Annotated in this window: 14 protein-coding genes; 9 read left to right on the top strand and 5 right to left on the bottom strand. The window is 67.2% G+C overall.

Annotation, left to right across the window (positions count from 1 at the left end):
• Positions 1 to 168 precede the first annotated feature (168 nt).
• Positions 169 to 1,953 carry a sensor domain-containing diguanylate cyclase gene (locus tag KZO24_RS20330; protein ID WP_486487622.1) on the top strand — a complete coding sequence of 595 codons (1,785 nt, stop codon included), beginning with the start codon at positions 169 to 171 and terminating at the stop codon, positions 1,951 to 1,953.
• 6 nt (positions 1,954 to 1,959) lie between these two features.
• On the opposite strand, the gene nhaA is transcribed toward KZO24_RS20330, so the two are convergent.
• From nhaA to KZO24_RS20310, 4 genes are all read right to left on the bottom strand, one after another.
• Positions 1,960 to 3,138 (bottom strand): Na+/H+ antiporter NhaA, encoded by a 1,179-nt coding sequence (gene nhaA / locus KZO24_RS20325; RefSeq protein WP_271182782.1) that lies wholly within the window; start codon positions 3,136 to 3,138, stop codon positions 1,960 to 1,962.
• A gap of 273 nt (positions 3,139 to 3,411) precedes the next feature.
• Entirely contained in the window at positions 3,412 to 3,927 is a 516-nt protein-coding gene (locus KZO24_RS20320) for a sensor histidine kinase (RefSeq protein ID WP_486487621.1), read from the bottom strand.
• A gap of 17 nt (positions 3,928 to 3,944) precedes the next feature.
• Positions 3,945 to 4,772: a hypothetical protein gene (locus KZO24_RS20315; protein ID WP_486487620.1), complete on the bottom strand. Its 828-nt coding sequence runs from the start codon at positions 4,770 to 4,772 to the stop codon at positions 3,945 to 3,947.
• The gene (locus KZO24_RS20310) at positions 4,769 to 5,455 is read right to left on the bottom strand and encodes a winged helix-turn-helix domain-containing protein (protein WP_271182784.1); all 687 of its coding nucleotides are present in this window, start codon (positions 5,453 to 5,455) and stop codon (positions 4,769 to 4,771) included. The genes KZO24_RS20315 and KZO24_RS20310 overlap by 4 nt, the downstream gene beginning before the upstream one ends.
• Before the next feature lie 155 nt (positions 5,456 to 5,610).
• Here KZO24_RS20310 and KZO24_RS20305 point away from each other — a divergent pair, with 155 nt between their 5' ends.
• The 6 genes from KZO24_RS20305 to KZO24_RS20280 all read left to right on the top strand — a co-directional run bounded on the left by KZO24_RS20305 (position 5,611) and on the right by KZO24_RS20280 (position 13,474).
• Positions 5,611 to 5,937, top strand: coding sequence for a hypothetical protein (locus KZO24_RS20305; RefSeq protein ID WP_008833323.1), 327 nt, complete (start codon positions 5,611 to 5,613; stop codon positions 5,935 to 5,937).
• A 187-nt stretch (positions 5,938 to 6,124) separates the two neighbouring features.
• Complete coding sequence (locus KZO24_RS20300; RefSeq protein WP_036525312.1) at positions 6,125 to 6,532, top strand: DUF2147 domain-containing protein; 408 nt, start codon at positions 6,125 to 6,127, stop codon at positions 6,530 to 6,532.
• On the top strand, positions 6,529 to 9,003 hold the full coding sequence (gene mprF / locus KZO24_RS20295; RefSeq protein ID WP_486487619.1) for a bifunctional lysylphosphatidylglycerol flippase/synthetase MprF: 2,475 nt from the start codon (positions 6,529 to 6,531) through the stop codon (positions 9,001 to 9,003). Before KZO24_RS20300 ends, mprF begins: the two co-directional genes overlap by 4 nt.
• A 134-nt stretch (positions 9,004 to 9,137) precedes the next feature.
• On the top strand, positions 9,138 to 9,869 hold the full coding sequence (locus tag KZO24_RS20290; protein ID WP_486487618.1) for an AcvB/VirJ family lysyl-phosphatidylglycerol hydrolase: 732 nt from the start codon (positions 9,138 to 9,140) through the stop codon (positions 9,867 to 9,869).
• Positions 9,866 to 10,030 carry a hypothetical protein gene (locus KZO24_RS20285; protein WP_155986210.1) on the top strand — a complete coding sequence of 55 codons (165 nt, stop codon included), beginning with the start codon at positions 9,866 to 9,868 and terminating at the stop codon, positions 10,028 to 10,030. The genes KZO24_RS20290 and KZO24_RS20285 overlap by 4 nt, the downstream gene beginning before the upstream one ends.
• A gap of 135 nt (positions 10,031 to 10,165) precedes the next feature.
• The gene (locus KZO24_RS20280) at positions 10,166 to 13,474 is read left to right on the top strand and encodes a trifunctional glycoside hydrolase family 18/polysaccharide deacetylase/glycosyltransferase family 2 protein (RefSeq protein WP_271182787.1); all 3,309 of its coding nucleotides are present in this window, start codon (positions 10,166 to 10,168) and stop codon (positions 13,472 to 13,474) included.
• A 3-nt stretch (positions 13,475 to 13,477) separates the two neighbouring features.
• On the opposite strand, the gene KZO24_RS20275 is transcribed toward KZO24_RS20280, so the two are convergent.
• On the bottom strand, positions 13,478 to 14,545 hold the full coding sequence (locus KZO24_RS20275) for an oxidoreductase (RefSeq protein ID WP_271182788.1): 1,068 nt from the start codon (positions 14,543 to 14,545) through the stop codon (positions 13,478 to 13,480).
• 547 nt (positions 14,546 to 15,092) lie between these two features.
• On the opposite strand from KZO24_RS20275, the gene KZO24_RS20270 reads away from it, so the two are divergent.
• Positions 15,093 to 17,228, top strand: coding sequence for a TonB-dependent receptor (locus KZO24_RS20270; RefSeq protein WP_271182789.1), 2,136 nt, complete (start codon positions 15,093 to 15,095; stop codon positions 17,226 to 17,228).
• Positions 17,229 to 17,365: 137 nt separating this feature from the next.
• The gene (locus tag KZO24_RS20265) at positions 17,366 to 18,733 is read left to right on the top strand and encodes an amidase (RefSeq protein ID WP_271182790.1); all 1,368 of its coding nucleotides are present in this window, start codon (positions 17,366 to 17,368) and stop codon (positions 18,731 to 18,733) included.

The following is an 18,733-nucleotide window of genomic DNA, read 5'->3' as shown; positions in this document are numbered from 1 at the left end:
GCGCCCGATGTCCTTGTCTGCCTTGCCTGTCGTCAAAGCTCCCGCGCCATCTGCGGTTTTCACCGCTCTTCGGCGAAAGGCGGTACACCGTGCTACACGTGCGAGCGCTGACGCCTGTGATGCCTACGTATTTACCGCGAATAAACCATGTTTCATTAGGCGAAGGTGATGGGTCACGAGTCGTATCGTCGCAACAGGTGGTATCCGGGTGAGGTGCTTGGCACCGCGCTCGCATACTTCGCGTGTGCGTCGCTAGCGCTCGTGCTGACCCGTTTCGACGGCGGCATCGCGGTGGTCTGGCTGGCGGGGTCGGTGCTGTTCGCCCGGCTCCAGGTCACGCCGCACAGGCGCTGGGCGCCACTGGCGTTCGTCTGCACGCCGCTGGCCATCTGTGCCTCCCAACTGTTCGGGTTCAAGGGACTGACCGGGGTTGGCCTGCCGCTGCTCTGCATCATCGAGGCGGTCGGCGCCGCGTGGCTTATGCGGAGGGTGTTTCCCCGGTTCGGTCGCTTCCAGTCGGTAGCGGAAGTGACGGCGTTCATCGTCGTCTGCGGGATCATGGTGCCCGCCGTTACGGCGCTTCTCGCAGCGGTCATGACCAGTGCGGTGCGTGACATCGGCTTCTGGTCGGCCTGGCGGGACTGGTATGCCGGGCATGCGCTGGGCTTCGTCGTCTTCGCGCCGCCGCTGCTGCTGTTCTTGCGTGGCGATGTCGCGCACTGGACGCGCACGGCGGGAACGCGCGTGCGCAAGCGGACGTTCGGACTGCTTGGCCTGGTCCTGCTCGCCTCGTTGGTGACATTCGGACAAAGCAGGATTCCCCTTGTCGTCGTCCCGTTCCTGCCGATGATCGCCGCGACGTTCAGGCTCGGCCGGTTCGGCGCGGTATCCTCCATCGTGATCGTGATCCTGGTGGGCCTTGGCTGTTCGCTGGCAGGGCTGGGGCCGACGGCGCTGCTTGCTGGCGGAATGGCGCTCAAGCTGCAGGTACTGCAGATCTATTTTGCGTCCATCGTCCTGCTGCTCCTGCCGCTTGCAGCGGAACTCTACGCGCGGCGGCGGATCGTCGAGCGCCTGCATGCCGCCGAAGCGTTGCACCGCCTTGTCCTCGACCGCATGAGCGACGTGGTACTGCGCGCCGGGATCGACGGCACGGTGCGCTACGCATCACCTTCGGTGGAGCGTGTCACCGGCTACCCGGCTATCGAACTTGGGGGACGGCCGCTGTTCAACCTCATCGTGCCGGACGATCTACCAATGGTGCTCGATACGCGCCGGGTGGTGCTGGCCGCGCCGGAGGAAAGTGCCATCGTCGAGTATCGCGTCATCCAGAAGAGCGGCGCGATCATATGGGTTGAGAGCCATGTGCGTGCGATGGTCGATGCCGACGGGAATGTCTCGGGCACCGTCAGTATCATCCGCGAGGTCACAGAGCGACGCCATATCGTCGAGGCTCTCAAGCAAAAGGCGATGACCGATCCGCTGACGGGCGCCTGCAATCGCCGTGCATTCGACGATGCGCTCGCCGCGCTGGTCGCATCTCCACCCATCGGGGCGGAAGCGGGCTGCCTCGCTGTCTTCGACCTCGACCATTTCAAGCGGATCAACGACGAATACGGCCATGCCGCCGGCGACGCGGTGCTGGTTCGTTTCGTGGCCATCGTCCGGGCCGCGGTGCGTGAGGGGGATCTCGTCGCGCGGCTTGGCGGCGAGGAATTCGCGGTGTTGCTGGCCGGGCTTTCAGTTGAGCGGGCGCAACAGGTGTGCGAGCGCATTCGCCTGCGCCTTGGCGCGGGGGTGGAAACATCGTCGGGAAGCGTCATCGCCGCGACCGTGAGCGTCGGCATCGCTCCATTGTCGGTCGACAGCGATCCGGAGCGGATCGTTGCGGCCGCCGACATAGCGTTATATCGCGCGAAGCGGAGCGGGCGCAACCAGTCGGCTGCCGCCTGAGGCCCATTACCGGGCCGGGGATTCCCTGTCCGCAAATCTCAACAAGCCATAGCCCAGCAGACCGGACAGTAGGGATCCCGCAAGGATGCCGAGCTTCGCCTCGGACTGCAGCGCGGGCGCGTCGGGGAAGGCCAGAAGCGCGATGAACAGGCTCATGGTGAAGCCGATCCCGCACAACATGGCGACGCCCAGCATCTGCAGCCGGCTGGCATGGGCGGGCGCGTCTGCGAGACCGAGCCGCATGGCGATCATCGAGAGGCCGAACACGCCCACGGGCTTGCCGATCAACAGCCCGACCGTCACACCCAGCGTCACCGGCGCGACCAGTGTTTCGGCAGGCAGGCCCAGCACCGGCACGCCCGCATTGGCGAGGGCGAAGAGCGGCACGATGAGGAAGCCGGCAGGGACATGAAGCGCATGCTCCAGCCGGTGCAGCGGGCTGGTCGCGTCTCCGTCCGGATGGCTCGGCGTCACGTCCATCGGGATCGTCAGGGCAAGCGCGACACCCGCCAGCGTCGCATGGATGCCGGAACGGTAGGTTAGCACCCACAGCACGGCCCCCAGCAGCAGGTAGGGCAGGAGATGGCGCACCTTCATCCGGTTCAGGGCGATCAGGACGCCGAGCACGAGCGCTGCCCCCGCAAGGTCGGTCACCGAGATCGATGCGGTGTAGAACAGCGCGATGATGATCACCGCGCCAAGGTCGTCGATGATCGCCAGCGCGGCCAGGAACACCCGAAGCGAGGCGGGCACCCGCTTGCCGAGCAGCGAGATCACGCCCAGCGCGAAGGCGATGTCGGTGGCGGCGGCAATGGCCCAGCCCTTCGCCGTGTCGCCGGTGTTGAAGGCGTAGAACAGCAGTGCGGGCGCCGCCATGCCGCCCAGCGCGGCGATGCCGGGCAGCACCCGGCGCGACCACGACGAGAGCTGGCCGTCGAGCATCTCGCGCTTGATCTCCAGCCCGACCAGTAGAAAGAATATCGCCATCAGCCCGTCGTTGATCCAGTGCGCCAGCGATAGTGGGCCGAGATGGGCGTGCAGCATCGCCTCATACCCGTGCGCCAGCGGCGAATTGGCGAGGACCAGGGCGATCGCGGCCATCGCCATCAGGAACAGGCCGGCGGATGACTGGCCGTCGAGAAACTGGCGAAGGGCACTGGGGGTCTTGAGGTGGGAGAGGACCATGCGGGGCTCCGGGCTTGGGGGCAAGTGCACCGGCGGCCCGACCGGCACTGCGAAACCTGCTTGCCGGGATCGGCGAGCACCCGCCGGTAGCTATTGCAGCCTTGGCGCGGTGCCGCAACCGGAACCGGGCATAGGAATGCTACGGCCCCGCACCCGATCCCGTCATTCCCGCGAAGGCGGGAACCCATCTGATGCCGGTGCACCCTGCGATGTCGGGAGATGGGTCCCCGCTTTTGCGGGGATGACGGCGATGGAATGGCGGATAATGGTGCTTCAGGCGCGCGGGGGCGGCTCTACCAGCCTGATCCGCACCGCCAGCCCCGGCGCGGCGTCGCGCAAGTCCACCGTGCCGCCGTGGAGGTGCGCCACCGCCTGCACCAGCGAGAGGCCTAGGCCCGCGCCCCAGCCGCCGCGCGCTTCGTCCAGCCGGGTGAACCGGCGCAGCGCCTGCTCGCGGCGCTCGGGCGCAATGCCGGGGCCTTCGTCGGCCACGACGACCGCCGCGCCGTCCGCCTCTGGCACCAGAGACAGGGTGATTGTGCCAGCCCCGTACTTGAGTGTATTGTCGAGGAGATTGCCCAGCGCCTGATCGAGCAACTGGCGATGGACCCGCATGTGCAGCGCGGCCGGGGCGACGACCACGATCGCGCGGCCCTGATCCTCGACCATGGGCGCATAGATTTCCGCCACCGTCTCCAGCAGTTCGGACAAGTCGGCGTCGGCCAGGCTCTCGCGGCCCATGCCCGCTTCGGCGCGGGTGATCGACAGGGCGGTCTCGACGATCGCCATCAGGCGTTCGCTTTCGGTCAGGGCCTGATCGACGAAGGGCTGGGCGAGGGGTCCTCGACGTGCTGCGCCGCCCGGTCGAGCGCGGCGCGCATCCGCGTCAGGGGCGATTTCAGGTCGTGGGCGAGGGCGTCGGTGGCCAGCTTCAGCTCGTCATTGAGCGCGGCCATGCGGTCGAGCGCCTGGTTCACCTCGCTGCCTAGCAGTGCGAAGGCGTCGCCGGTGTCGTCTGCCGGTACACGGCGGGAGAGGCGACCTTCGCGCACGTCGCGCAAGGTGGCGACGCTCGCGCGCAGACGGTTGAGGATCAGTCGCGTCGAGACGTAGGCGGCGAAGGCCGCGAAAACCACGGAGAGCGCCAGCGCGATCATCGAGGTGCGTTCGAGCAGGGCCAGCACCTGCCGTTCCGTCTCCACCACCGTTCCGGTGACCAGGATCGAACCGTCCCGCAGGCGGACCGACTGGATCAGCATCGCCTCCGGCGCGGTATGGCCGGAGCGCGGCAGCTTCTCCAGCGCATAAGGCGTGCCGGGTGTGAGGTCGGGCGGCAAGCTATCGAGATTGCCGGTCAAGCGAGTGCCGTCCGGGTTGGCGAGGAAGAGCACACTCGCCCGCTCGATCCGGCGCGAAACTTTGGCGTCGATGGCGCGGGAGATCGCCGGTTCGCCGCCCTCGTTATAGGCGTCGAGCAGGTCGTCGCGCAGGGTCACGGCGACGGCCACGGCGTCCGCATGGCTCTGCGATCGCAGCAGCAGCGCCGGGCCGAGCAGCAGTACCGCAGCCGCGACGATCTGGAACAGGAAGACGAGCGCGGCGAAACGGAACGTCGTCGAGTGCCAGATTTTCACGGTTCGGCGCCGATGCGATAGCCCGCGCCGCGCACGGTATGGAGCAGGCGGCGCGCCTCGCCCTCGTCGATCTTCTTGCGCAGGCGGCTGAGGTGGACGTCGACGACATTGGTGCCGGGGTCGAAGTGGTAATCCCACACGCCTTCGAGCAGCATCGTGCGGGTCACCACCTGATCGGCATGGCGCAGCAGGAATTCGAGCAGTCGGAATTCGCGCGGCTGCAGTTCGATGACTCGCTCGCCCCGGCGCACGCGGCGGGCAAGGAGGTCCATTTCCAGATCGTCGCAGCGCAGCACCGTTTCCGCCACGGCGGCAGGTGCGCCGCGTCGGATCAGCAGCCGGATGCGGGCGAGCAGTTCGGCGAAGGCGAAAGGCTTCACCAGATAGTCGTCGCAACCGTTGGTGAGGCCCTTGATGCGGTCCTCGGGCGATCCGAGCGCGGAGAGGATGATCACCGGCGTATCCAGCCCCGCCCCGCGCAGGGCCGCCAGCACCGCCATCCCGTCCAGCCCCGGCAGCATCCGGTCGAGCACGATGCACGCATATCCGCCGTCCGTGCCCAGAAACAGGCCGTCGCGCCCGTTGGCGGCGCGGTCTACCGTGAAGCCCGCCTCGTCGAGGCCCTTGGCGATGAAGTCGGCGGTGTCGGCATCGTCCTCGACGAGCAGGATCTTCTGGCTCAACGCGCCTTCCTCACACTTGCGGTCCTTCCGTTGTGAGCCGTGTGGTCCTTCGGCGCGATGGGGAGCGGATTAACTTTCGCTCATGTTCCCTCCAGCCGGGGAGGCTCCGCGCATCGTATGCACCTTGGGCGCGCCACGACAAGAGTTGAGACCACATGGATACCGACACTGCCATCCTCGACGAGCGGACCTGCCGCCTGATCTGCCCGATCGCCTCGGGCATGGTGGGGGTCTGCATGACCGGCATCGGGCTGCTGCGCGTGGCGGTGTCGGTGCGAGGACATGAGACGATCGCCGACGATCTGCTCTCGGTCGATGCGCTGCTGTTCCTGCTGGCGACGCTGGCCTCTTACTTCGCGCTGAGGGTGCAGTCCTCGACACGGCTGCACGGACTGGAGCGGGTGGCGGATGCGGCGTTCATCCTGGCGATGTCGCTGCTGACGGTGGCGTGTTTCGTGATCACGTATTCGCTCGGGGGCTAGGCTTTTCCTGATTTCACCCACTTCGCTCATGCTGAGCTTGCCGAAGCATGGGAGGCGCAGCGCCACGTCTCGGGGCCTTCGACAAGCTCAGGCTGAGCGGGATGGGAGGGTGGCGCAGCGCCCAGATTGCCGATTGTTCATGTTGTGGCGAGCGTCCGGCAATCCGGCCGAGCGCACAAACGGCACCATGTTGCTGAGAACCGCCCTTTTTCTCTCGCTCCTCGCCGTGCCGCTCGGTGCGCGCGCGGCTACGCCCGTCGAGGGCGTCTGGCTCAACCCGTCCGGTAGCGTCGCCGTGCGTACCGGTTCCTGCGGGCCAGGCCTGTGCGGACGCGTGGTCTGGGCCAGCGGCCAGGCGAAGGCCGACGCGCAGGACAGCGGGATCGCGTCGCTGATCGGCACCGAACTGCTGCAGGACTACCGCCCCGAGGGCCGCATCTGGCGCGGCACCGTCTTCGTTCCCGACATGGGGCGCCGCTTCGATTCCCGGATCGAGCCTCTCTCGGCCGACCGGCTGAAGATCAGCGGGTGCATCCTTGGCGGCTTTTTCTGCCGCTCGCAGGTATGGACCCGCATCGCGCAGGTGCCGGCATGACCGCGCCGCTTGCTTTCCTCTCGCGCTATCGAAAGCTGGTGGAGGCGGGCGCGGTGCTGGCGGTGATCGCCCTCGGCTTCGTCGCGCTGAATACGCTGACGCACGAAATCCGCTACTCGCAGGTGCGCGCGGCCGTCCATGCGCTTGACGCCGGTCAGATCGCGCTGAGTCTCATGCTGACCGCTGCCAGCTATTTCGCGCTGACATTCTACGATTTCCTAGCGCTCAAGACGATCGGGCACCCGCTGCCGTGGAGCACCGCAGCGCTGGCGTCGTTCACCAGCTATACGCTCAGCCACAACCTCGGGCTTTCGCTGCTGACGGGCGGGTCGGCGCGCTATCGCATCTACGTTGGTGCCGGGCTCGACGGGCCGGAGGTCGCCAAGGTGGTGATGCTGGCGGCCGGCAACTTCTGGGCGGGCGTGCTGGCCGTCGCGGGCGCGGCGATGCTGGTCCATGATGGCGGCCTTGACTTCGGAGCGGTGATACTGACGCCGCAGGCCGCGCATGCGCTCGGCGCGGCGATGCTGGCTCTGCTGGGCGCGCTGGGCTTCGCGGCTGCGCGGGCGAAGCAGTTGAGGTTGCCGGGAATCCGCCTGCCGCTGCCTTCCGCGCGTGAGATCGCGGCGCAAGTCGGCGTCAGTGTCGCCGACATCGCCTGCGCGGGCGCGGCGCTTTTCGTACTGCTGCCGGGCGCCGACCCGGCGCAGCTGCCGGTCTTCGTCCTGGCCTATGCATTGGGCATCGTCGTGGCGCTGGTGACGCATGTGCCGGGCGGCCTCGGCGTGTTCGAGGCGGTGGTCCTCGCCGTGGCGCCGGGGGACCGGGCGCACCTTTTCGCGGGGCTGATCGTCTATCGGCTCGTCTATTATCTCCTCCCGCTGGCACTGGCGGCGTTGCTGCTGGCCTGGCGCGAGGGTGCCCGCAGCCGCCGCGTGGCGCGCCTTGTCGGCGGGGTGCAGAGCGTCGCCACCGGCCTTTCGCCGCTGCTGCTGGCAAGCGCGACGTTCCTTGGCGGCGGCATGCTGTTGCTGTCGGGCTCGCTGCCTGCCGTCCACGCACGCATGGGACTGCTGGCCGACGTCATGCCGCTGCCCGTCATTGAGGCGAGCCATATCGCCGCCAGCCTCGTCGGCACCGCGCTGCTGCTGCTGGCGCCGGGACTCTACCGCCGGCTCGACGGCGCCTGCCTTGCCGCGCGGCTGCTGCTGGTGGCGGGGGCGGTGTTCTCGCTGGCCAAGGGCATCGACTATGAGGAGGCGCTGGCCTGCCTTGCGCTGGCCGCGCTGCTGCAAATGACGCGCCGGGCCTTCTACCGCCGCACCGCGCTGACCGAGACGCCGCTCACCGCGGGCTGGATAGCGGCGGTGGTGATGGCGGCGGGACTGGCGCTTTGGGCGGGCCTCTTCGCCTATCGCCATGTACCCTACAACGACGACCTGTGGTGGAAGTTCGCTCTGCGTGCCGATGCCCCGCGTTACTTGCGCGCGGCGCTGGCCTCGTCGGTGTTGCTGGCGGGGTTCGCGGTCTGGAGGCTTTGCGCGCCCGGCAGCGCGCGCGGCGACGCGCAGGTGATGGAGGATGCCCCGGCGATCCGCGCGATCCTCGCCACCAGTCCGCGCACCGAGGCGATGCTGGCGCTGACCGGAGACAAGCGGTTCCTCGTCTCCCAGGCGGGGGATGCCTTCGTCATGTACCAGGTCAAGGGCAGCAGCTGGGTCGTCATGGGTGATCCGGTCGGCAACGAGGGATCGTGGGGTGAACTCCTCTGGACCCTGCGCGACATGTCGCACCGGCGACAGGGACGGCTGGTGCTCTACGAGATTTCGCCCGCCACGCTCGACCTTGCCATCGGCATGGGCCTGCAGATCGTGAAGTATGGGGAGGAGGCGGTGGTCGATCTCACCACGTTCGAACTGGAAACTCCCCAGCTGCGCTCGGTACGCAAGTCGGAGCGCACCGCCGCTCGCGCGGGCGCGCGGCTGCGGGTGGTTCCGGCAGCGGCGGTGCCGGTGATCCTCGACGAACTGGAGGCGATCTCCGACGAATGGATGACGGCCAAGGGCCAGCGCGAGAAGGGCTTCAGTCTCGGCGCCTTCGACCGCGAATACCTGAGCAACTTCGACATGGCGCTGGTCATGGTGGAGGACCGCATCGTCGCCTTCGCCAACCTGTGGTGCACGCAGGACCACACCGAAGCCTCGGTCGACCTCATGCGCCAGCGCGAGGACGCGCCGCGCGGGACGATGGATTTCCTGTTCACCAACCTGCTGCTCTGGTCAAAGGCGCGCGGATACAAGCGCTTCACGCTGGGCATGGTGCCGCTGTCGGGGATCGAGGGTGGCCCGCTCGCGCCCGCATGGGCCAAGGCGGCGGCGCTGGTGTTCCGCCATGGCGAGCGCTTCTACGGCTTTCGCGGCCTGCGCGGCTACAAAGAGAAGTTCGCCCCCGCTGGGAACCGCGCTACGTAGCCGGGCCGCACGGCATCGGGCTGATCCAGGGGCTGCACGACGTATCGCGCCTGATCGGCGGCGGGGGAGGGGGAACTTGTCCGCCCGATCGCACCAGTGCCCGCCATCACCTCCGAGGCAAGGATGCTGATCGCATGAGCCGCGTTCGCACTCGCCTTGCCATTGGGCTGTTTGCACTGGCTGCGTTGGGTCTCACTGCGCTGGCCGCTCCGATGCTTGGCCTGCTCGGCACCGAGCCCATCGTGATGTTCCCGGCCGCCGAGCCACATCCGCGCGTGGCGGCGGTCTTCCTGTCCGGAGACATGGGCTTCCACTTCGGCATGGGCGAGAAAGTCGCCGCCGCCGTTGCCGCCAAGGGCGTCCCGGTGATCGGAGTCGCGTCCCCGGTTGTCTTCGCCACGCGCCGCACCCGGGCCGAGGCGGACGCAGTCGTCGCAGGCGCGGTGCGCCTCGCCCTGGCGCGTACGGGAGCAAGCCGGGTGGTGCTGATGGGCCAGTCCTACGGCGCGGACATCCTTGCCACCACGGCGCCGGACTTGCCGCCGAGATCTGCGTGCCCGGATCCTTGCCATCGACCTCACGGTACCTGCGCACGACGTCTACTTCCGTGCCGATCCGGTGGGCCTTGCCTACCTCGGCAAGCCGGACGCCCACCCGTTACTGGCGATGCGCGGGGTCGACTGGGCGCCGGTGGTCTGCGTCTACGGGCTGGAAGAGAAGGGCAGCCTGTGCCCTCTCTCGCAGGCCGCGCGCGGGTCATCGGTCTGAGCGGCGACCATTATCTCGGCCACGATGCGCCGCGCCTGATCGCCACGACTTTTCGTGCGCTCGATGAAGTCGCGCCCGAAGCGGGGTTGCAGCCATGAGCGGGACTTTGAGCGATTGCCATGCCGAGCGTCACGTCGCCTCGCGCAAGTTCACGGTCGATTCCTCGGGGGTGCAGAACTGCCGCTGCAAGGTCTGCGGCTGCGACCTCAGGCGGCTTCCCGCCATGCGCCGCTGGTTCCGCTCCGGGATGATGGGGTAGCCCTCGACCGTCATTGCGAGCGTAGCGAAGCAATGACGGTCGAACATGACGAAAATTTAAGGCGCCGATCAGGTCCCGAACACTGCGCGGGGCCTATCGCCCGCTCACATTCCTTACCCCCGGACACCTGACGTCATGAGCAAGCCCATCTTCTACGACCCCACCGGCCGCCGCAGCCGCTGGGCGCGCGGTGTCCTCGCCGCGTTGCTGGTCATCGTGCTGCTGGGCGCGGCGGCTTTCGCGACCACGCTCGTCGCGGTGCCCGCCCAGCAGGAACTGGAACTGCCGACGCCGCGTCTCAAGCCCTCGACCCTGCACGGATCGCCGCTGAAGCATGCGCTGAAGTCCTGGCTGCCGCGCGGTCGCAAGGGGCCGGGGCAGAAGCCGCTCAGCATAGGTTTCTACCTGCCGGGCAACGACGCCAGCTTCCTTTCGCTGGTCCATCACGGCAACGACCTCGACTGGGTGGTGCCCGCGCTGATCAACATCGCCGGGCCGCAGCATCAGGTGACGGTCGAGCCCGACGCCCGCTTTGACCGGCTGGTCGCGGGCCAATCGCACCACTTCAAGGTGCTGCCGATGGTCCAGAACGTCGCCTCCGACGGCTGGGATGGTGCCGGAACCGCCGCGCTGCTGCATGACCCCGCCCAGCGCCTCGCACTTGCCAAGCGCCTCGCCGGAGCAGTCGCGCAAGGACGCTACGCCGGGCTGGTGATGGATCTTGAGGCACTGCCTACGCGCGCCATGCCCGATTACCTCGCCTTCCTGCGCAGCCTGCATGCAGCGTTGCCCAAGGGCACCTCGCTGGCCGTCACCACTCCCGCCGACGACGAGGGTGGCTGGCCGCTCGAGGCTCTCGCCAAGGCTACCGACAAGGTCATCTTCATGGCCTACGACCAGCACTGGGAGGGCGGCACGCCCGGCCCGATCGCCGCGCAGGACTGGTTCGTCCACGAAGTGCAGGGGGCTCTGAGGCGCATCGGCCCCGACCACCTCGTCGTCGCTCTGGGCAGCTACGCCTACGACTGGCACGGCGACCAGACCGACGCGCTCGCCATCGAGGACGCCTGGCTGGCCGCGCATGACAGCGCCGCGAAGATTTCCTTCGATCCCGCCAGCGGCAATGCAGGCTTCGCCTACGACGACGAACAGACCCACCACACGATCTGGATGCTCGACGCGGCTACCAGCTGGAACGAGTTGTCGGCGCTGAAGCGCCTCGGCATCGGCGACATGGCGCTGTGGCGGCTCGGCACCGAGGATTCCGGCTTCTGGAACGACCTCGACGCCTTCCGCAAGGGTGGCACTCCGGACCTCTCGACCCCGCGCGCGCTCAGCAGCGCCGACATCGAGGGCTCAGGTGAAATCCTGCGTATCACCGCCACCCCGCGCGACGGCCAGCGCGCCGTACGCGCCGACCACAACGGTATGATCCGCGAGGAAACCTACGCCGCGCTGCCGACGCCCTACGTCGTCCAGCGCTCTGGCGGCACGGACCCCAAGCGCATTGCACTGACCTTCGACGACGGCCCTGACCCCACGTGGACGCCCCGCATCCTGCGCGAACTGGAGGCGGCGCACGTGCCCGCGACGTTCTTCGTGATCGGCGAGAACGCGCTGGGCAGCCCCGGCCTGCTCAAGCGCATCGTTGCCGACGGCGACGAACTGGGCAATCACACGTATACCCACCCGAACCTCGCCAACGCCGGGCCGCGCCAGACCCGGCTGGAGCTGAACGCCACGCAGCGACTGGTCGAAGCCTATACCGGCCGCAGCATGACGCTGTTCCGCGCGCCCTACTTCGGAGACGCCGAGCCGACGACGCCTGACGAACTCGGTCCCGCGCTGGCCGCGCAGGAGGCCGGCTATACGGTCGTCGGCCTCCACGTCGATCCCAACGACTGGCAGCGCCCGGGCGAGGACGAGATCGTCGACCAGGTGCTCCAGCAAGTGCACTCCGCGACGCCCCAGAACGCCACCAACGTCGTCCTGCTGCATGACGGCGGCGGCGACCGCGCCCAGACCGTCGCCGCGCTGCCCCGTATCATCAGCGCGCTGAAGTCCGAGGGATATACCTTCGTCACCGCATCGCAGCTCGTCGGCATTCCGCAGGCGCGGGCGATGCCCGCCATCTCGACCACCGATCTTGCCGCCGTGCGCGTGGACGTTGCCGCCTTCGTGGCACTGATGACGGTCGCGGCGGTGCTGGCCTGGGTGTTCTACCTCGCGATATCGCTCGGCATCGCGCGCGCGGTGATCATGGCCGCGCTCGCCTGGTATCAGAGCCGCCGCAAGCGCGCCGAACCGCCGCATTTCGAGCCTGCCGTCTCGGTTATCATCCCCGCCTACAACGAGGAGCGAGTCATCGCCGCATCGGTGGCGCGGGTGCTCGCCTCCGACTACCCCGCGCTGCAGGTCATCGTCGCCGACGACGGATCGAAGGACGGCACGAGCGAGATCGTGCGGTCGGTCTTCGGCGACGACCCGCGCGTGACGCTTTTGACGCTGCAGAACGGCGGCAAGGCCAGCGCCCTCAACCGCGCACTGCTGCAGGCGACCGGCGAGATCGTCATCGCCCTCGACGCCGACACTCAGTTCGAGCCCGAGACGATCCGCCGCCTCGCCCGCTGGTTCGCGGACCCGCAGCTCGGCGCCGTCGCGGGCGATGCGCGGGTCGGCAACCGGGTGAACCTCGTCACCCGCTGGCAGGCGGTCGAGTATATCACCGCGCAGAACCTCGAACGCCGTGCACTGGCCGGGTTCGACGCGATGACCGTGGTGCCGGGCGCGGTCGGCGCATGGCGGCGCGCGGCGCTGGACTCGGTCGGCGGCTATCCGGAGGACACGCTCGCCGAGGACCAGGACCTCACCATCGCCATCCAGCGGGCGGGCTGGCGCGTCACTTACGACCCGCGCGCCGTCGCCTGGACCGAGGCGCCCGAGAGCTTCACCGCGCTGGCCAAGCAGCGCTTCCGCTGGGCTTTCGGCACCCTGCAGTGCCTGTGGAAGCACCGCGCGGTGATCCGCACTCGCAAGCCTGCCGGGCTCGGCCTTGTCGGACTGCCGCAGGCGTGGCTGTTCCAGATCGCCTTCGCCGCGATCTCGCCGCTGATCGACCTGGCGCTGGTGGTCTCGATCATCGGCACCGCGCTGCGGGTCTCGGCCCATGGCTGGGCGCAGACCAGCGGGGACGTCGGCATGATGGGCGCCTACTGGATCGCCTTCACCGCGATCGACGTGCTTTGCGGATGGATCGCCTATCGCCTCGACGGCGGACGGGCGCGCTACCCGGCGCACCTGCTGGTGGCGCAGCGACTGGTATACCGCCAGATCATGTACTGGGTCGTCATCCGCGCGATCGCCTCTGCGGTGGCCGGGTGGGTCGTGGGCTGGGGCAAGCTGGAGCGTACCGGTTCCGTCTCGGCCCAGCTTGCCGCAGGATGATGCTTACCAGGCGGCGCGTTCTTCTGGCGTGAGCGGTAGCGGCATCGAGCGCCCCTCCCGTGCGGAGGCGGCACCGGCTTCCAGCACGGCCATCACCGCGAGTGCTTCGATCGGGCGCACCGGCGGCGGTGCATCGCCCGCCAGTGCGGCAGCGACGGCGGTGTAGAACCCGCGCTGGTCGCCGGGCATGGCGGGGATGGAGCGGGGCTCGCCGGAGCCGCCATAGAAAGCGAGGGCGTCGGTATCCTCACCCCAGCCAGGCGTCCCGGGTCGCATTCCGGCGAGGAGCTGCGCCTCCTGTCCATCCGCACGGAGCTTGACCGCGCTGCCGCCCGTGCCATGAACGATGAAGCGCGCCGATCCACCCGCAACTAGCATGGCTGCGTGGATTACGACGCGCCGCTCGCCATAATCCAGGATCGCGTGCGCCCAGTCGTCCACTTGCGCACCGTCGCGATGGATGGCGAGGCTGGCAGTGATACGGTCGGGTAGCCCAAACAGGACCAGCGCCTGATCGACCATGTGCGGGCCGAGGTCGAACCAGATGCCGGCTCCTGGCACTGCATGCTCGCGCCAGCGATCGCGGACCTGCGGACGAAAGCGATCGATGCGCGATTCGAAATGCGTGACACGGCCGAGCAGGCCGCTTTCAATGGCATGGTGCACGGTGAGAAAGTCACTGTCCCAGCGCCGGTTGTGGAAAACCTGAAGGTGGCGGCCGGAAGCCCGCGCCAAAGCCACCAGCCCGCGCGCCTCCGCGAGATCAAGGGCAAACGGTTTGTCGACCACGACGTGGCGCCCGGCTTCCAGCGCCATGCGAGCAAGGGGAGCATGCGTGTCGTTGGGCGTTGCGATGACGACGACGTCGATCGCATCGTCCTGGATCAACGCTTCGGGCGTGCGATGGATACTCACCCCGGGATAGTCCGCGTGGACCTTGCCTGCATCCCGCGACGCTACGGCGTGGAGCGATAGTCCCTCGCACGCGCCGATGAGCGGAGCATGGAAGGTCTTACCGGCAAAACCGTAACCCAGCAGGCCGACGCGAATGGGGCGGGTGGGGATGTTCATGGCCTGGTCCTTCGAATTGCATGACCTCGGCATTTATGGAGTCCACGGAGGCAATCAACCATGTGCAGGCATGTATGACAATGGTAACGTTTACATTATTGTGTTGGAAGCTAGCGCTCGCCCGCAGGCTGTGAACCGGCCACCCCACCGATGCTCCAATTTTTCCGGCTAAAGCTCAAGAATAGCCGGAATGTGCCGGTTTGGTACGGGTTCGAGGTGTCTCAGACCAAGTCTCATACCTTTGGTCACCGGGTACGTTTCGGGTTACGATAGCGCAGGATGCGGCTGTTGGATCGCAAGATGGTGATGATGGCCGAACCAACGTCTTCTCAAGGCTTTTCCGGCCGATAACCTTCCATGATGCAAGTGTTCGGCATCAAAAATGAAAACGTTATCCTTCCGATAAATCATAAAAACTCGTTATAAAACAATTATTTGATGAAACTTCCGTTCTGACCGCAAAATGACCGGCTTGCATTCATCAGCGAATCGGTCATTGTAATGAAAACGTCAATCATTCCAGAACGGGTCACAGGGAGTTCCAGTCTTGCTCAAGCGTCTAACGTTCACTGCCAGCGCGCTTTCCATCGCAGCGGCTTTCGTCCAGCCTGCATTCGCCCAGGACGCCGGCCCGGATTCTGCGGCCGCAGCCGATACCGCCTCGGAAGGGCTTGGCGACATCGTCGTCACCGCGACCAAGCGTGAGACCAGCGCGCAGAGCACCCCGATCGCGATGACCGTCGCAACCGGCGAGGAACTCTCCAAGGCGGGCGTCGCCGACGTCAACGCGATCTCCAACATCGCGCCGACCGTCAACATCGCCCAGAACAACGCCAACACCATGATCACCATCCGCGGCGTGTCGAGCCGCGACTACTCGGAAACGGGTGATCCGGCAGTCGCCGTCTCGGTCGACAATTTCTACCTGCAGCGCGGCTTCGCGCTCAACGCGGCGATGTTCGACGTCGAGCGCATCGAAGTCCTGCGCGGCCCGCAGGGCACGCTTTACGGCCGCAACGCCACGGCGGGCGCAGTCAACATCGCTACGATCAAGCCGACCGACGACTGGAAGCTCGATGCCGCTGCCGAGATCGGTAACTACGGCACCCTCAACTTCGACGTCGGCGCGACCGTCCCGGTCAGCGACACCCTGAGCTTCCGCTTCGCCGGCACGCGCAAGACTCACGAAGGCTACCGTGACAATCCGGGCCTGAAGGACGGCGACGACGGCAACGTGACCGGCGGCCGCGTCCACGCGCTGTGGACCCCGACCAGCCGTCTCTCGATCCTCGTGACCGGCGAGATGACCCGCGTGGACGGCGTCGGTGCGGTGTCCAAGGGCATCCCCTATGCCGACGTCAACGACGACGGCTCGCTGGACATCGGTTCCTCGAAGAAGTTCGAGCTGAACAACCAGGGCTATACGCATATCCGCACCAAGGCCGTGCGCACCGCGATCTCCTACGACATGGACTTCGCGACGCTCAGCTTCTTCGGCGGCTACCAGAAGTCCACCCTGAACCGTGACAACGACCAGGACGGCGGCACGACGTACACTTACGGCTTCCAGCAGAACGAGGGCGTCAAGGACCAGAACTACGAACTGCGCCTCAGCTCGAACAACAAGACCGGCTTCACCTGGCAGGTCGGCGGCTACTTCTTCAAGGAAACCGACGCGCTCGACACCTTCTTCCAGGTGCATGGCGATGCGGGTACGACGCCGTTCAACTTCTACACCTTCGACTACGACGTCGGCAGCAAGTCCAAGGCGGTCTTCGCGCAGGTCGCCTACGACCTGACCGACCAACTGAAGGCCGAAGCGGGTATCCGCTACACCAAGGACAACAAGTCCCAGGTCGGTTACAACGACATTGCCGGTACGTATTCGACGCTGGACAACCACTATTCGGGCGACCAGATCACCTGGCACTTCGGCCTGAACTACCAGGCGACGCCGGACAACCTGATATACGCCAAGGTCGACAAGGGCTACAAGGCGGGCGGTTACACGACCAACAACTCGTTCGGCCCCGAGACGATCATCGCCTACGAAGTCGGCACCAAGAACCGCTTCTTCAACAATGCCCTTCAGGTCAACCTGAGCGCGTTTCTGTACGACTATTCGGATCTGCAGACCCAGCAGGAAGATCCGGAAACCGCGCTGGTCTACACCCTCAACGCCGGCAAGGCGCGCGTGAAGGGTGCGGAGTTGGAGACGATGTGGCTGGTCACGCCCGACACCAAGATCGACGCCAACGTCGCATGGCTCGACGCCAAGTACACCGACTTCTGCGAAGTGACCGCGGACACCTGCCCGGCCGCGTCCGACTTGTCGGGCAACCGTCTGGTGCAGGCACCCGAGTGGACGCTTTCGGCGGGCATCCAGCACGACTTCCACCTGCTGGGCGGCACGCTGACCCCGCGCGTCCAGACGCGTTACCAGACCAAGACCTACTTCACCTTCTACAACACCGCTGCCGAGCAGATGGGCGCGTACTGGAAGAGCGACGCGCAGATCACCTATACGCCGGACAACGGCCCGTTCTCGATCACCGCATATGTGCGCAACATCGAGAACAAGACGATCCTCACCGCCAATGCCGAGGCCGGCTACGCGGGCGGATACCTGCTGCAGTTTGCTCCGCCGCGCACTTACGGCGCGCGTCTGAGCTACTCGTTCTAAACGGAACTGCGGGATGGTCCTTCTCTCCTCCGGACTGTCCCGCGCTCCCTCCCACCCTGCGCGAGCGCAAGCGCGAAGGGTGGGAGGCCCTTTTCCCATCCGCCTCGAAACACGCGATCCTCGCGGACAGGACAGCCATGCCTCACGATCTCGTCGAACTTGCCGAAGCGATCGCCAGCGGAGTCCTGAGCGCCGTCGATGCGGTCACCGACGCACTGGAGCGCGCCGAGGACTGGCGGGGGCTCAATGCCTTCGTCGCGATCGAGGCCGAGGCCGCGCTCGACCAGGCACGGGCCTGCGATGAACAGCGCAGGCGCGGATCGCTGCGCGGGCCGCTCCACGGCGTGCCGCTGGCGCACAAGGACATGTTCTTCCGTGCCGGTATTCCCACCGAGGCGGGCTCGAAGATCTGGCGCGGCCACGTCCCCGCCGAGACATCACCGCTGATGGCCCGGTTGGCTGCGGCGGGCGCTATCACCATCGGCCGCCTCCACATGGCCGAATTCGCGATGGGGCCGACAGGGCACAACGCGCATCTCGGCCGCTGCCGCAACCCGTGGAACGGCGAGGCGATCTCGGGAGGTTCGTCGTCAGGCTCGGGCGCGGCGGTCGGTGCGCGCATCGTCACCGGCGCGCTGGGATCGGATACCGGCGGTTCTGTCCGGCTTCCGGCCGCGTTCTGCGGCGTTGCGGGGCTCAAGCCGACCAACGGCCTGCTGCCCGACACCGCGATGATGCCGCTGTCTAAGACGCTCGACACCGCGGGGCCGCTCTCCACTTCCAGCCGCTCGCTCGCCCGCCTGATGGACGTTCTGGTGGACGGCGAATACGAGGCTGGCCTCATCGCCGACTGCTCGGGTCTGACGATCGGCGTGCCGACCAGCTACTTCACCGATGACCTTCACCCCGAAGTCGCCGCTGCCTTCGCGGCCGCGCGGCAGGTCTTCGCGGACCTCGGCGCGAAAGTCGTCGATGTCGCCATTCCCGACCACTCCGGCTATCCCGCGATCGCCGCCGAGATATGGGCTCCCGAAGCCGCCGCCTTCCACGCGCGCCATCTGGCGGAGCGGGCGGAAGACTTCGGCGATCAGGTGCGCAACCGCCTGCTGGCGGGCGCGGCGGTCTCGCCGGATGTCTATCTCGCCGCGCTCGGCCGCCGTAAATCCGCGCAGTCCGACATGCTGCGCGGCCCGTTCGCCAAGGTCGACCTGCTGCTCACCCCCGCCGCGCGCTTCCCGGTGCCCATGGCCGAAGAGGTCGGCGCGACCGGCGGCGATGCGATGCAGGCGATGGTCGCGGAGCTATCCGCGCTGACCCGCACGATCTCGATGCTTGGCTTCCCGGCGCTCGTCACGCCGATGGGCTTCGATGCGCGCGGGCTGCCGCTGGCGCTGCAACTCGTCGGCGCTCCGAATTCCGAACAATGCTTGCTGCGTGGAGGGTTTGCCTATGAACAGGCGACTTCCTGGCTCGCGCGCGTACCGTCTCCGCCTCCTCTCCCTTAA

The organism is Novosphingobium sp. NFX11 (genome assembly GCF_057376415.1).
Note: the sequence above shows the minus strand (reverse complement) of the source record. Positions and strands in the feature narration are given on the sequence as shown.